Origin of the sequence: Streptomyces sp. NPDC005576 (genome assembly GCF_042871745.1) — a bacterium.
In the GTDB taxonomy this organism is placed as follows: Bacteria; Actinomycetota; Actinomycetes; order Streptomycetales; family Streptomycetaceae; genus Streptomyces.
Genome location: NZ_JBIAJC010000014.1, coordinates 114,376 through 128,841 on the forward strand (window position 1 = coordinate 114,376; position 14,466 = coordinate 128,841).

The window sequence follows — 14,466 nt, forward strand, 5'->3', positions numbered from 1 at the left end:
GCGGGGCCGTGGGACGGGCGGCGGAGTCGGACCTCAGGACGAGGCCCGTCGTACGAGCGTGGTCGGGGTGATTACCGAGTCGGGCGCCTCGGCTCCCTGGCCGGCCCGGTCCCGGTCCAGGCCGCGCAGCAGGAGCCTGGCCATGAGCCGCCCCTGGCCCTCGACGTCCTGCCGGACGGTGCTCAGCGGCGGTACGGTTACCTCGGCCACCGTCGCCATGTCGTCAAAACCGACCACGGCAACCCGGCCGGGCACCGGGATGCCGCGCTCCCCCAGTACCCGCAGGGCGCCCGAGGCCATCAGGTCGTTGGCGGCGAAGACCGCGTCCAGGTCCGGCCGCCGTTCCAGCAGTTCTGCCATGGCCCGCGCCCCGGACTCCACGGTGAACGCGCCCTCCGCGACGAGGGTCGGGTCCACGTCGATCTGGATGTCCCGATAGCCGTCGAACCGGTCCAGGGCCGAGGTCTGGTCGGGCGGCCCACCGATGTACGCGATCCGCTGCCGCCCCAGGTCCCGCAGGTGCTGTACGGCCGCCCGCGCCCCGCCCCGGTTGTCCGCGTCGACATACGAAACGGTGCGCTCGCCGGGAGGCGTGGTCCAGCTCGGCCGCCCGCCGTACACCGTCGGCAGGCCGGCCCGCCGGGTGATCGCCGGCAGGGGGTCGTCGGTGTGCAGGGAGAAGGCGAGGGCTCCGTCGACGTGACCGCCGGAGAGATACCGCTCGATCCGGCCGAAGTCCCCCGGGCCCTCCACGATCAACAACACCAACTGGGTGTCATTTTCGGCCAGTTCCTTGCTGATGCCCCGGAGCTGCCGGGAGAAGAACGGGTCGGAGAAGATGCGTATCTCCGGCTCGGCGATCACCACGGCCACCGCCCCGGTCCGCCGGGTGACGAGGGTACGCGCCGCGTGGTTCGGAATGTACTGGAGTTCCTCGACCGCCTGGCGTACCCGCTCCACCAGATGTGCGCGCACGCCGTCGCCCCCGTTGACGACCCGGGACGCGGTGGCCCGGGAGACTCCCGCGCGTGCCGCGACGGCTTCCAGGGTGGGCCGGGAACCTGGGGACTGCTCGGGCAAGGCGGGCGCTCCTCAACGCTGGGCGGCGGACCGGTAGGCGGAACCGCCGGGTCACTCACAGCCTATGTGCTGTCCCGATTGAGAGCGCTCCCAACCTTGTCCCGTTTCTGTTCGGCACATCCCTTGACCCTCATTGGTCCAGCCCAATAGCGTCACGTTCGCCTCAGGGCAACACCCCCACCCCGTTGCGGTACTGACGGGTCATCACCCCCTTTGGGAGGGTCAGTGGTATCCCGACGTTCCTTCCTCACCGCGGCCGGCACGACCGCCGCCGCTACCGTCCTCTCCCCCCTGTCTCCGCTCGCCTCCCACGCCTCGGCGGCAAGCGCCCCCCTTCCGGTGTCGCTCCAGAACAACTCCGGAAGCAACACCGTGTACGCGTACATCTCCGGCACGGACAGCAGCGGTTGGCCGGTGTTCGTCTCCGCGAACGGCGCCCTGAACCGGTTGCCGAACCCTTCGGCGGCGGTGACCCCGATCGCCGACTACTCCATCCCGCTGGGCGCGTCCGGCTCGGCGGCGACCAAGGTGAATCTGTCCGGCTTCATCATCGGCGGCCGGGTCTGGTTCTCGGTCGGCCAGAAGCTCAAGTTCTTCGTCAACCCGGGCACGGTACCCGGCGTGGTCCAGCCGGCACTGACCAGCTCGGACCCCAACTGGGCGACGAACTGGACGTTCTGCGAGTTCACCTTCAACAGCGCCAACCTCTACGCCAACATCTCCTACGTCGACATGGTCGGTCTGCCGGTCTCCATGTCCAGCACCGGCACCTCCGGCAACCAGACGGTCAGCCCGCTTCCCAGCGGTGCGCTCGCCTCCATCGCCTCCGGGCTGCAGTCCCAGCACGCCACCGACGGCGCTCCCTGGGACAAGCTGGTGGTCAAGGACTCCTCCGGCGGGGTGCTGCGGGTGCTCGCGCCCTCGCACTCCCCGGTGGACTTCGGCACCTACTGGGACGACTACCTGAACCGGGTGTGGAGCCGCTACGCCTCCACAGCGCTGACGGTGAACGGCCAGGGCAGCATCGGCTCGTACACCGGTACCGTCTCGGGCGGCGCCCTCGTCTTCTCCGGCCTCAACACCAACGGCGTCCCGTTCACCAAGCCCAGCGCCGTCGACATCTTCGGCTGCGCCTCCGGACCGCTCTACAACTCCGGTGGCGACGCGCGCGGCGCCGTCGCGGCCCGGCTCTCCGCGGCGCTCAACCGCAGCAGCCTGCTGGTCTCCGGCGGCAACAACCAGCCCGACGGGGTGCCCGCGTCGCAGTACTACACGGACCCCATCACCAACCACTACGCACGGCTCGTCCACAAGTACGCGAACATCGGTTACGCCTTCCCCTACGACGACGTCGGCCCCACCGGCTCCGCGCCCGTCGACGGCCACATCCAGGACGGATCCCCCACGTCGTGGACCATCTCGCTGGGCGCGGGGTCCGGCTCGACACCCGGCGGCGGTACGGGCACCGGAACCAGCGCCTACAACACCATCCAGGCGGAGGCATACTCGGCCCAGAGCGGCACCACCACCGAGACCACCTCCGACACCGGCGGCGGTCAGGACGTGGGATACATCGCCAACGGGGACTGGCTCAAGTTCTCGTCGCTGGACTTCGGGTCGGCCTCGCCGAGTCAGTTCAAGGCCCGGATCGCCTCGGGCGCCGCCGCGGGCGTGAGCGGAGCGATCAAGGTCCGGCTGGACAGCACCACCGGCCCGCAGATCGCGGAGATCGACTTCGGCAACAACGGAGGCTGGCAGGCCTGGCAGACCGTCCCCGCCAACGTCGTCGCCCCGGCGACCGGAGTCCACGACGTCTACCTGGTCTTCTCCGGCAGCAGTTCGGACTTCGTCAACATCAACTGGTTCACCTTCGCCCACTGACCCGGACCCGCCGCACCGGCGGGTCACCTCAGCCGCGCCCTGTCACCGCACCGGGGCCCGGTGTTCTTGGCCGTCGTCGTCGACGGCCAAGAACACCGGGCCCGCCGGAGTGACACCCCCGTGACGTCCCGTGTTCTGGATACCGCGTCCTGGATCCCGCGTCCTGCGGGGTAGTGGCGGCTCCCGCCACACGTTCCGCTCGTCCGCGTCGCCTCACTCCTCCGTCACGAGTTCGAGGGCACCGCGGGACGAAGCCTCCGGCACGTCCGGCACGGGCCACTCCTGGTCGGGTACGTACCCCACGGGCCGCCACCACGGCTCGGTCGGCAGTTCCCCGGACGGCTCGAAAGGCTGCCCCGGAATGGGGAAGGCGCCCGGCTGGCCGACCGCGGCCGCGGCCTCCCGGGTCCACTCACCGGGCTCGGCCCACGGGTGCGGGGCGAGGTTGAAGGTGCCCCAGTGAATCGGCATCAGAACCCCGTGCGGCCTGCCGCCTTGGAGATCCAGGTGCGCGCGGAGCCCTTCCGCGGGCGTCATGTGGATGTCGGGCCAGAACTCGGAGTAGGCGCCGATCTGGATCATCGTGACGTCGAACGGACCGTGTTCGGCTCCGATGTCGCGGAATCCGGAGAAGTAGCCGGTGTCACCACTGTGGTAGATCCGGTGCTCGGCCCCCTCGACCGCCCAGGACGCCCAGAGGGTGTGCTGCCCGCTGCGCACGCCGCGTCCGCAGAAGTGGCGTGCGGGGGTCGCCGTGAGCCGGATGCCCGCCACCTCCGTGCTTTCGTTCCAGTCCAACTCGCGCAGCCGGGAGGGTGACACGCCCCAGTGCTCCAGATGGGCGCCGACGCCGAGCGGTACGGCGAAGACGGTCTCCGTGCGGGCGAGGGCGCGGATCGTCGGCAGGTCCAGGTGGTCGTAGTGGTCGTGGGAGATGACGACGACGTCCACCGGTCCGAGCGCGTCGAGCGACAGCGGGACGGGGTGAAGGCGCTTGGGGCCGGCGAAGTCGAACGGGGAACAACGCTCGCCCCATACGGGGTCGAAGAGCACGCGGCTCCCGTCGATCTCCGCGAGGACGCTGGAGTGGCCCATCCAGGTCACACGGAGACCGGAGGCCGGCGGCCGGGCCAGGTCCGCGTAGGTCGTGGCGTGTACCGGGATGTTTCCCAGCGGCGCCCTGCGTGCCCGCTGTTCCTTGTTGAAGTAGGTCTTCGCGAGGTCCAGCGAGGAACCCGAGGGGCGGGTCCGGGCACCGACCGGGTTCTGGAACACCCCGTCGGCGAAATGGGGCGAGCGGCGGATGCGCTCCATCCGGGCCCCCGCCGGGTCGGCCCCGAACGCGTCGGCGCGCATCGAGCGAAGTCGGGTGCGGAAGGGGGTCAGATATTCGGCGCCGGTCACAACATCTCCTGGGGGAGTCGGTCTCTTCTTATTATGTGCGGCAGGCAGGCCCGCGCGACGCTTCGCCCGGGGCCGGCACCGCGCCCCGGGCCTGCCCGGCTCCCCACTCGTATCGCCTCAGGCACCCGGCTGCCCGTACACGTGCTCGATGTGCAGGGTGAGGACGACCCTGCGGTCCCGCACCATCGCCTGCCGGTAGTCGTCCCAGTCGGGGTGCTCGCCGAGAACGTCCCGGTAGAGGGTGATCAGCGCTTCGACGGTGGCGTCCTGGGGATCGGCGGCGGCAGGCGTCAGCTCGGCCGTCCCGTCCACGACGGTCCACGCGCCGCGGTCCTCGCTCGTCACGTGGTAGCTCGCCCGGGGATCGCGGCGCAGATTCCGCGTCTTCGCCCGGTCCTCCGTCACCGAGACCCGAATCGTCCGGGCTTCGGCGTCGTAGGCGTGGCTCACGTTCGACAGCTGGGGGCGGCCGTTCTTCCTCAGCGTCACGAGCACTCCGCCGTGCGAGGCGCCGACGAGGCGCAGGAGGTCTTCCTGCGCGGTATCGAGAGTCGTCATGCCAGGTCCAACGTGCTTGCGGCCCCCAAGATTCCGCCGCCGCGGATCACACGTCCCGGGCGTGCACGGTCGGCGGGGCGCGGTCGGTGGCGCACGGTCGGTGGCGCACGGGTCCGACGGCCCGCTCCGTTCCGTGTTCGGCCTCCGGCCGTACCGCGCCCGCACCGCGCCGGGCCGGGGCCGCCCACCGTCACGTCTGGCGTACAGGTGCGTACTGCGCACCTCCGAGCCCGAAGGTCCAGGCGACCCCGTCCTTGGCCGTACGGGTCGACGGCGGTACCCGCAGCCAGTAGGTGCGGTGGGTGCCGTCCGGTTCGGGCGTGGAGTTGACGACCTCGACCATCACCACGTCCTCGTCGCCGGGGAGCGGGATGCGCCAGAGAACGCCCGTCTCGTCCCGGTGTACCGGCTCCGCCCCGGACTCAGCCAGGTAGCGGTCGTAGCCGAAGTGCTCCAGCATAACGCGCCGCAGCTCGGCGTTGTTCTCCTCGCGTATCCGCTCGGGCGTCAGAGCCGAAAGCTCTTCGAGGAAGGCGGCAGGCACCGGCATTCCGCGCCAGGCGTAGAGGGCGAACCCGTCCGGGTAGGCGAGTGCCGGGCCGTCCCCGCGGTCGAGGCGCCCCGCCTCGTCGCGGTGGAGCGCCTCGGGGCGTTCGGCGACGACGACCGCGTTCTCGTACGGCCACCACCAGCCGGCATGCCGCGCCACCTCGGACAGGCCCGACAGGCGCTCGCTCTCCTCGAAGGCGGCGAGCCATGCCGCGTCGTGCTGCCCGAGCACCGCGTCCAGCAGGACCAGTCGCACCTGGGTCTCTTCCTGCGGCTCCGCGGCGAGTTCGGCCACGACACCCGCGCGGATGCGCTCGGCGAGCGCAGAGGTGGTCTCCCACAACTGGGCTCCGGTGGCCGCCCAGAGCGCGGCCCAGCCCATTGCCCCCAACTCGTCGTACGCGCTGCGGCGTTCCTGGCTCCAGGGCCGGGTGCGCACCTCCTCACGCACCGACTTCCCGGCGTCGGTGAGCTGTCCGACCGCCTCCACGGCGGCCTTGGGCGAGTCAGCCCAGATGATCCGCCCCGGCTCCGCAAGGCCCGCCGTGCGGTAGGCAAGGCGAACGCCCTTCTCGGCCGCCGCCCGGTCGGCCCTTCCGGTGGCCGAAGCCACCGCCCGCCACGAGGTCACGTCCCGCGCCGTCATTCCCGCCCCTGTCATCGTCCCCACTCCTCATCCCTGTTCCTGTTCCTGTTCCTGTTCCTGTTCCTGCTCCGGCAAGCGTCCCGGTGCGTCCACACGTCGGTGGTCGCACATCGGTGGTGACACGACTGCGTCTCCCCGTCTCCCCGTCTCTGCGTCCCTCGTGCCGCGTCGGTGGCGCCCCGTTCACCGGCCTCGGACGCCCCGGCGTTCCGGGTGATCCACCGTCAGTCCGCGACGATGCGGAATGCGCCGGGGACGTACTCCCGCTGGCGCACCACCCGGAACCAGCCCCTGGGCAGCGCGATCACGGCGTGTTCCTCGTGCACGACCCGTCCGCCCTCGGGGAGGTGGAGCAGCATCGGCCCGAACGTCCCCGACTCGCGTATCAGCCGGCCCGGCCCCTGCACGGCGTGCACGTGTCCGGTGACCTCGCCCAGCGCCAGCACCAACCGGCCTCTCCCGTCCCGCAGTTCCCCCGGCGCCTCCAGGAACGGCGCGGGCACCTCGGACTCCTCGACCGCCATGATCAGCACATCGCCCTGCCGGTACACAGGCTTCTCCCCTCCGGTGCGGCACCCCGTGCGCCGGACCCTGCCCAGAACGCTAGGAGACGGGTCTGACATCGACGTGCCACCAGGGTGCCGAGGGCGTGGCCCGACCTCTCGCCGTCCGCGCCACCCGGGAGGGCGTCGTCGCGGACATCATCTGCCGGGCCCACGGCGACAACCGTCCCGGATGCGGCGTTGTCAGTGCCACTTGATAGACCTTGCGGCAGACAGACGTCCCCAGCACACCGGAGCCTCGGGTCATGACCATCACGCACCACCTGAGTGAGCTGCACGGCCTTCCCGCCGTCGACTTCGCCCCGCGGACCGACGGCCCCCCGCTCCCCGGAGCGGGCGCCGCGGCGTGGCGTCTGCGGGTCGACCCGTACGAAGACGAGTCGAAGACCTCCTGGGAGGAGGTGTTCGAGCTCTTCCTGAAGACAGTCGATCCGCTGGGTGTCAGGGCGCTGATCATCGGTCAGTGGGGCGAGGCGTACGACTGCGACTCCGCGTATCCGATAGGTCTGGTGGCCGCCGCCGCGAGCCGGCTGCCCTCCCTCGAAGCCGTGTTCGTCGGCGACCTGGTCCTGGAAGAGGCGGAGATCTCCTGGATCGAGCAGTCGGACGTGACGGCCCTGCTGAGTGCGTTTCCCCGGCTGGTGGAACTGGGCGTGCGGGGCGGCACCGGTCTGGTCTTCCCGCCGGTGCGGCACGAGGCGCTGCGTTCGCTCACGATCGAGTCGGGCGGCCTGCCGGTCCAGGTGGTGCGCGGTGTCCTGGACAGCGAATTCCCCGCGTTGGAGAAGCTCGACCTCTGGCTCGGTGTCTCGGGGTACGGCGGTGACACCGAACTCACGGACCTGGCCCCCCTGCTGTCCGGTACGCGCTTCATGGCTCTGCACCACCTCGGTCTGCGCAACAGCGAGATCCAGGAGGAGATCGCGGCGGCCGTGGCATCGGCCCCTGTGGTCGCACGGCTGCGCACCCTGGACCTGTCGAACGGCGTCCTGGGCGACGACGGTGCGGCGGCGCTGCTCGAAGGCCAGCCGCTCATCCATCTCGACACGCTCGACCTCCACCACCACTTCCTCAGCGAGGCGATGGAGCAGCGGCTCACCGACGCGCTGGTGCCGCACGGCGTCCGGCTCGACCTGTCCGACCGCAACCAGCCCTGGGGCGACGGCGGTCGCGAGAACCGGTACACGGCGGTGGCGGAGTGAACACCGCGACGGTCATCGAGCACCCGGAGACCTTCCACGGCCTTCCCGTATACACCCTGCCGCCTCCGGGCCGGACGGCTCCGGACTGGATCACGTCCGAGGGCGCCGCCGGGAGGATCGCGTCGGACGGGAGCCTGCCGGCGGCGGACGCGGTCGCCTGGCGGCTCGAATGCGCGTATGACGACGATCTCGACTTTCCCGCCCTGTGGCGGCACTTCCTGGGCGCCGTGGACACGTCGCGGGTACGGGCGCTACTGATCGGCCCCTGGTGGGAGGACGAGTACGCCCCTCTTACCCCGGTGATCGAGCTCCTTTCGGCGGAGGCCGCCCGTTTTCCGTCTCTGCGCGGGCTGTTCCTGGCCGACGTGGAGAGCGAGGAGTGCGAGGTGTCGTGGTTGCAGCTGTGCGACATCACGCCGGTACTGAGCGCCTATCCGCTCCTGGAGGAACTCGTCGTCCGGGGTGGCGGCCCGGCGGGAGGCCCCGAGGACCAGGATTCCCTCCGGCTGCGGCCCGTGCGGCACACCGCTCTGCGATCCCTCCGGTTCGAGTCGGCCGGGCTGCCCGGACACGTCGTGCGGGCGGTCGGAGCCAGCGAACTGCCCGCGCTGCGGAGCCTCGACCTATGGCTGGGCTCCGACTGGTACGGCGGGGACGCGACCGTGGAGGACCTGGCTCCGCTGCTGTCCGGCGGCGGGTTGCCGGGGCTGCGCCACCTCGGGCTGCAGAACAGTGTGATCCAGGACGGGATCGCCGCCGCCACGGCGTCCGCGCCCGTCGTCGCGCAGCTGGATTCGCTGTCGCTGGCCATGGGCACGCTGAGTAACACGGGTGGCGGGGCGCTGCTGGCCGGGCAACCGCTGTCCCATCTGTCGCGACTCGATCTGCGCCACCACTACCTGGACGAGGAGATGGTCCTCCGCATCAAATCGGCCTGCGCACCGGCTCTGGTGGACGCGGAGCCCGGTGAAGCGGCTCACGTCGATGCGGAGCAGGACGATGAGCGGTATGTCGCGGTCAGCGAGTAGTCCGGGGCCGTACTTCGCCGTCGTCGGCAACCCGCTCAACCGCCGGGTCGCCTTCTTCCGGGAGGCGGTGCGCGCCGCCGGTCTGCCGGAAGCGCGGGTCGTACCGTGGCTGGACGTGCTGCACGGCAGGGCGCGGTTCCTGCCCGGCGAGTCGGTGCGTCTGGAATCACCGGGCGAGGAACCCGAGGTCGAGCGGCTGCTGCGCGGGGTCGGGGATCCGACCCGGGTGGAGGGCTCAGCCCGCTGGTACGCGAACTTCCTGACGGCCGTCGGCACCGTGTCCGCCGACGTGGCGACCGCCGGCGGCGAACTGCTGCACGATACGGACGAGTTGGCCAGGATGTTCGACAAGCGGCTCTGTCACGGGGCGCTCGACGAGGTGGGCGTACCGGTACCCGCCTCGCCCACCTCGGGCGCCGCGGCGGCCCCGGTCCGGGGCTGGGAGCACCTACGGGAACTGATGCGGGACCATCGGATGCCGCGGGTGTTCGTGAAGCCGGCGCACGGTTCCTCGGCCTCCGGGGTGCTGGCCGTGGAGACGGCCGGACCGGGCCGGGTCCAGGCGACCACTTCGGTGGAACGGGACGAGCGGGGAAGGCTGTTCAACTCCCTGCGTGTGCGCCGCTACACCACCGAGCGGGAGGTCGCGGCGCTTGTGGACGCGCTCGCACCGGACGGGTTGCATGTCGAACGCTGGCTGCCCAAGGCCTCGCAGCGGGGTCGGTCAGCCGATCTGCGGGTCGTGGTGGTCGCGGGCCGTGCGACGCACGCCGTCGTGCGGACCAGCCGCTCTCCCCTGACCAACCTGCACCTCGGCGGGGCCCGCGGCGATCTGGACGCGGCCCGTGGGGCCGTGGCGTCGGCCGGCGGGAGCTGGTCCGAGGTGCTCACCCTCTGCGAACGCGCCGCCGCCTGCTTTCCCCACACCCTGTGCGTGGGGATCGATCTGCTGCCCGCGACCGGCTGGCGGCGGTTCGCCGTGGGCGAGGTCAACGCGTTCGGTGATCTGCTGCCCGGTCTCACCGGCCTCGCGGGGAGCGGGGCCGAGGGCCAGGACACCTACGCCGCGCAGGTCGCCGCGGTACGGGTCCCCGCGGACACGCCCGTGAGCGACGACAGCACACCTGACGAACGAGCAAGGAACAACGGTGTCACCGCTACCTTCTGACCCCAGCATCCGCGCGGGCACGACTCCCGCGGGCACGGCTCACCCCGGCACGGCGTCCGCCGGTGTCGCCCCGGACGACCGCGTGCCCGACATGAACGCCGTCGTCGGCACTCACGACCTGCTGCTCGTCACGCTCGACACGCTGCGTCACGACGTGGCCGTCGAACTCGCGGCGGCGGGCCGCCTCCCGCATCTCGCCCGGCATCTTCCCGGCGGTGTCTGGGAGAAGCGGCACGCGCCCGGCAGTTTCACGTACGCCTCCCACCAGGCGATCTTCGCCGGGTTCCTGCCCACCCCCGCCTCTCCCGGACCTCACCCCCGGCTTTTCGCGGCGCGCTTCGCCGGCAGTGAGACGACGGCGGGCCGGACCTTCGTGTACGACTCCCCCGACCTGCCGGGCGGCCTGGAAGCGGTCGGCTACCGCACCGTGTGCGTCGGTGGCGTGGGCTTTTTCAACCAGCAGCAGCCCCTGGGCTCGGTGCTCCCCGGCCTCTTCGCGGAGAGCCACTGGGAGCCGGAGTTCGGAGTGGCCTCACCGACCTCCTTCGAAGCCCAGGTCACCCGGGCCGAAGAGGTCGTGGCGGCGCTCCCCGCCGATCAGCGGCTCTTCCTCTTCGTCAACGTCTCGGCGCTCCATCAGCCGAACTGGTTCCACCTGCCGGGTGCCACCGCCGAGGCCGGCGACTCACGCGCGACTCACGCGGCGGCGCTGGAGTACGTGGACCGGCACATCGGCAGGCTCTTCGCGGCGGCGAGCAGCCGACGCCGCTGCTTCGCCATCGTCTGCTCCGACCACGGCACTGCCTACGGCGACGACGGGTACACCGGCCACCGGCTCGGCCACGAAGCCGTCTGGACGGTCCCGTACGCCCACTTCTTCCTCGAACCGGGGGCCTGACCCAACCATGACCACCACTGTCGCCAGCGGCACGACACCTGCCGCCACCGCGGTCAGGCCGTACCAGAGTTACGTGTACGCCTACCCCCACAAAACCGCCTACGAGCAGTTCGGCGACCACCGACCCGCACTCCGCGAGCTGTGGACCGGGGAGGACAAGGCCGCCCTCCAGCTCTACGTCCACATACCGTTCTGCGAGGTCCGCTGCGGCTTCTGCAACCTCTTCACCCGGATCGGCGCCCCCGGCGAGCTGACGACCCGCTATCTCGACGCCCTCGACCGGCAGGCGACCGCCGTGCGGGACGCGCTGGGCGACGACGGGCCGGTACGGTTCGCCGCGGCCGCGTTCGGCGGTGGGACGCCCACCTTCCTGACGGCCGACGAGCTGGAGCGGCTCTGCGACGTCGCGGAGACGAGGATGGGGGCCGATCTGCGGGCGGTGCCGCTGTCCGTGGAGACCTCCCCGTCCACGGCGACCGCCGACCGGCTCGCGGTGCTCGCCGACCGGGGCACCACCCGTATCAGCATCGGCGTGCAGAGTTTCATCGACGGTGAGGCCCGGGCGGCGGTCCGCCCACAGCGCCGGGCCGATGTCGAAGCAGCGCTCGGCCGCATCCGCGAGACGCGGATACCGGTCCTCAACATCGACCTGATCTACGGCATCGACGGGCAGACCGAACAGACCTGGATCGCGTCACTGGACGCCGCACTGGCCTGGCGCCCCGAGGAGCTCTACCTCTACCCGCTGTACGTGCGTCCGCTGACCGGCCTCGGCCGGCTCGCCGGCGACGGGGGACCCGGGACCCGGACGGCTGCCGACGCGGCCTGGGACGCCCAACGTCTCCGCCTCTACCGCTCCGGCCGCGACCACCTGCGGGCCTGCGGGTACGAACAGATTTCGATGCGGATGTTCCGCCGCGCGGACGCGCCCCGGCAGGGCCCTGACGACCACGCCTGCCAGACGGACGGCATGGTCGGCCTGGGCTGCGGCGCCCGTTCGTACACCTCGTCGCTTCACTACTCCTTCGACTACGCCGTCGGCATGCCGAAGATCCGCCACATCATCGACGATTTCACCGCCACCGAGGACTTCTCCCGGGCGGAAACCGGTCGGCGCGTCGACGACGGGGAGTCGCGCCGCCGCCACCTGCTGCAATCGCTGCTCCAAGCCGCCGGGCTGCCGCGTGCCGAATACCGGCAGCGGTTCGGCAGCGACCCGCATGAGGACTTCCCGAACGAGCTGGCGCGCTTCGCGGCGCTCGGCTGGCTGGACGAGGACGGGGAAGCGGACGCGGTACTCCGGCTCTCCCCCGAAGGACTCGCCCACTCCGACGCGGTCGGCCCCGCGCTCTTCTCCCCCGCCGTACGCGCCGCGATGGCCGCGTACGAGACGAAGTAGTGAGGAGCGGCCCGTGGACCTGACGATCCTCTACCGGGGCCCGCTCGCCTCGTGCGACTACGACTGCCCGTACTGCCCGTTCGCCAAGAGGCGGGACAGCCGGGAGCAGCTGTCGGCCGACCGGGCGGCGCTCGAACGCTTCACGGCGTGGGTCGCCGCCCAGACCGAGGATCGCGTCTCGGTGCTCTTCACCCCGTGGGGCGAAGGGCTGGTGCGGTCCTGGTACCGGCGGGCGCTGGTCGAGCTGTCCCGTCTGCCGCAGGTGGCGCGGGTCGCGATCCAGACGAATCTCAGCGGCAGGACCGGGTGGCTCTCCGAGGCGGCCCCGGGCCGGGTGGCGCTCTGGTGCACGTACCACCCGGGGCAGACCCCGTACGACCGGTTCCTCGGCAGATGCCTGGAGCTGACCGCGGCGGGGGTGCGGTACAGCGTCGGGGTCGTAGGTTTCGAGGAGCACCTCCCCGAGGCGCGAAGGCTGCGCGCGGCCCTGCCGGAGCAGGTGTACCTGTGGGTGAACGCCGCCGAGGGGCGTACGTACACGGACGTGGAGGCGGAGCGCTGGACGGCGCTCGACCCGCTCTTCCCGTACAGCAGGCATCCGCACCGCTCGGCGGGACTGCCCTGCCGGACCGGGGAGTCGGTGATCTCGGTGGACGGGGACGGAACCGTGCGGCGGTGTCATTTCGTCAAGGCGCAACTGGGCAACCTCTACGACGGGAGCTACCGGCGGGCCCTTGCTCCGAGGGCCTGCCCGCTGGCGGTCTGCGACTGCCACATCGGGTACGTGCACCTCGAGTCGCTGCCGTTGTACGACGTGTTCGCCGGGGGCGTCCTGGAGCGGGTTCCGGCGGCGCCGGACGGGCCAGCGTCGGCGGGCCCGTCACGTCTCCGGCTTCCCCTGCTGTAGGGCGTGTCTGACAATTCCCGCCGGGCGTGCGGCGCCCGGCACGGCACCTCGCGGCGTTGTCGGACTGCCCGAGTACATCCAGTACACGGGCAATCCTCCGCCTTGCGATGCACCGCGCCGGACACCGCCCGCTGATCCGACGCGAATTATCAGACACGCCCTGGTGGGCCGCGGGGTCACACCGCTCAGAGCGGCAGCAGGTCCGGCCGCTTAGCGGCGACCTCGTCGCCGGAGGACTCACCGCGCAGGCGGCGGCCTATCCACGGCACCAGGTACTCGCGGGCCCACTGGATGTTGTCGCGCCGCACTTCGTAGGTGTTGCGCTGGGCCTGCGGGGGCCACGGCTGGTCGGGGTCGGCCGGGGTCTCCAGACCGAGGACCTGCGCGGCGCGCAACGCCACCCGGGTGTGTCCCTCGGCCGAGAGGTGCAGCCGGTCGTTGTCCCAGGCCCGGCGGTCCTGGATCGAGCGGAGGGACCAGAGGTCGAGCACCGGGCAGTGGTAGCGGTCCGCGATGGCCCGCAGGTGGACGTTGTAGGTGGCGATCTTGCCGCGCATGTGGCGCAGCACCGGCACGCCGCGGGTGTCGAAGCCGGTGGTGACCATGACGGTGCCGACCGCGTCGGTGAGTTCGGCGACCGCGCGCTCGAAGCGTTCGGCCAGGTCGTCGGGGTCCGTGCCGGGCCGGATGACGTCGTTGCCCCCGGCACAGAAGCTCACCAGGTCCGGGGCGAGCTTCTTGGCGCGGGGTACCTGCTCCTCGACGATCTGGTCGAGGAGTCGTCCGCGTACCGCGAGATTGGCGTACCGGAATTCTCCGTGCGGGGAATCGGAGTTCGTCGCCCCGTCGAGGACGGGAAGCTGATCCGCGAGGAGAACCGCGAAACGGTCCGCCCAGCCGACATAAGTCCCGTCGGGTCCGGGGTCTCCCACTCCTTCGGTGAAACTGTCGCCGATCGCCGCGTACGACCCGATGATGTCTGTCTTCTGGATTCTCGAACCGTCTGCCACGACCACATATCCTGCCTCTTCCCATGTGACCTGTGCGACCGTAAGAGGGGGTTGACGTGGGGTGAGATAGACCACCCGGTCAGTTTTTGGTAAAGCCGGAATAAGTAGAGGGGCGGCACGCTTGCGCGTACCGCCCCTCCAAGCCCTGACGGATCGTGACGACCGTCAAGCGG

Annotated in this window: 13 protein-coding genes; 7 read left to right on the top strand and 6 right to left on the bottom strand. The window is 71.1% G+C overall.

Annotation, left to right across the window (positions count from 1 at the left end; translation table 11 throughout):
• Positions 1-33: 33 nt before the first annotated feature.
• The gene (locus ACFYPN_RS24785) at positions 34-1,080 is read right to left on the bottom strand and encodes a LacI family DNA-binding transcriptional regulator (RefSeq protein ID WP_358762553.1); all 1,047 of its coding nucleotides are present in this window, start codon (positions 1,078-1,080) and stop codon (positions 34-36) included.
• Between the two features lie 225 nt (positions 1,081-1,305).
• On the opposite strand from ACFYPN_RS24785, the gene ACFYPN_RS24790 reads away from it, so the two are divergent.
• Entirely contained in the window at positions 1,306-2,961 is a 1,656-nt protein-coding gene (locus tag ACFYPN_RS24790; protein ID WP_389301099.1) for a beta-1,3-glucanase family protein, read from the top strand.
• 213 nt (positions 2,962-3,174) lie between these two features.
• Here the strand turns inward: ACFYPN_RS24790 and ACFYPN_RS24795 are convergent, their stop codons facing one another.
• From ACFYPN_RS24795 to ACFYPN_RS24810, 4 genes are all read right to left on the bottom strand, one after another.
• Positions 3,175-4,365, bottom strand: coding sequence for an MBL fold metallo-hydrolase (locus tag ACFYPN_RS24795; RefSeq protein ID WP_358765752.1), 1,191 nt, complete (start codon positions 4,363-4,365; stop codon positions 3,175-3,177).
• 117 nt (positions 4,366-4,482) lie between these two features.
• Positions 4,483-4,923 carry a PPOX class F420-dependent oxidoreductase gene (locus ACFYPN_RS24800; protein ID WP_358765750.1) on the bottom strand — a complete coding sequence of 147 codons (441 nt, stop codon included), beginning with the start codon at positions 4,921-4,923 and terminating at the stop codon, positions 4,483-4,485.
• Positions 4,924-5,113: 190 nt separating this feature from the next.
• Complete coding sequence (locus ACFYPN_RS24805; protein WP_358765748.1) at positions 5,114-6,133, bottom strand: DUF6745 domain-containing protein; 1,020 nt, start codon at positions 6,131-6,133, stop codon at positions 5,114-5,116.
• Positions 6,134-6,342: 209 nt separating this feature from the next.
• Positions 6,343-6,669, bottom strand: a complete 327-nt coding sequence (locus tag ACFYPN_RS24810; protein WP_358765746.1) for a hypothetical protein — start codon at positions 6,667-6,669, stop codon at positions 6,343-6,345.
• Between the two features lie 257 nt (positions 6,670-6,926).
• Here ACFYPN_RS24810 and ACFYPN_RS24815 point away from each other — a divergent pair, with 257 nt between their 5' ends.
• From ACFYPN_RS24815 to ACFYPN_RS24840, 6 genes are all read left to right on the top strand, one after another.
• Positions 6,927-7,883: an STM4015 family protein gene (locus tag ACFYPN_RS24815; RefSeq protein ID WP_358765744.1), complete on the top strand. Its 957-nt coding sequence runs from the start codon at positions 6,927-6,929 to the stop codon at positions 7,881-7,883.
• Positions 7,880-8,911 (top strand): STM4015 family protein, encoded by a 1,032-nt coding sequence (locus tag ACFYPN_RS24820; RefSeq protein ID WP_389301104.1) that lies wholly within the window; start codon positions 7,880-7,882, stop codon positions 8,909-8,911. The genes ACFYPN_RS24815 and ACFYPN_RS24820 overlap by 4 nt, the downstream gene beginning before the upstream one ends.
• Positions 8,892-10,079: an STM4014 family protein gene (locus ACFYPN_RS24825; RefSeq protein WP_358765740.1), complete on the top strand. Its 1,188-nt coding sequence runs from the start codon at positions 8,892-8,894 to the stop codon at positions 10,077-10,079. Before ACFYPN_RS24820 ends, ACFYPN_RS24825 begins: the two co-directional genes overlap by 20 nt.
• Positions 10,080-10,170: 91 nt before the next feature.
• On the top strand, positions 10,171-10,977 hold the full coding sequence (locus tag ACFYPN_RS24830; protein WP_358765754.1) for an STM4013/SEN3800 family hydrolase: 807 nt from the start codon (positions 10,171-10,173) through the stop codon (positions 10,975-10,977).
• Between the two features lie 7 nt (positions 10,978-10,984).
• Complete coding sequence (locus ACFYPN_RS24835; protein ID WP_358765738.1) at positions 10,985-12,376, top strand: STM4012 family radical SAM protein; 1,392 nt, start codon at positions 10,985-10,987, stop codon at positions 12,374-12,376.
• Between the two features lie 13 nt (positions 12,377-12,389).
• Positions 12,390-13,283 carry an STM4011 family radical SAM protein gene (locus tag ACFYPN_RS24840; protein WP_358765737.1) on the top strand — a complete coding sequence of 298 codons (894 nt, stop codon included), beginning with the start codon at positions 12,390-12,392 and terminating at the stop codon, positions 13,281-13,283.
• A gap of 185 nt (positions 13,284-13,468) precedes the next feature.
• Here ACFYPN_RS24840 and ACFYPN_RS24845 read toward each other — a convergent pair whose 3' ends face one another.
• Entirely contained in the window at positions 13,469-14,299 is an 831-nt protein-coding gene (locus ACFYPN_RS24845) for an SGNH/GDSL hydrolase family protein (RefSeq protein WP_389301107.1), read from the bottom strand.
• Positions 14,300-14,466 lie beyond the last annotated feature (167 nt).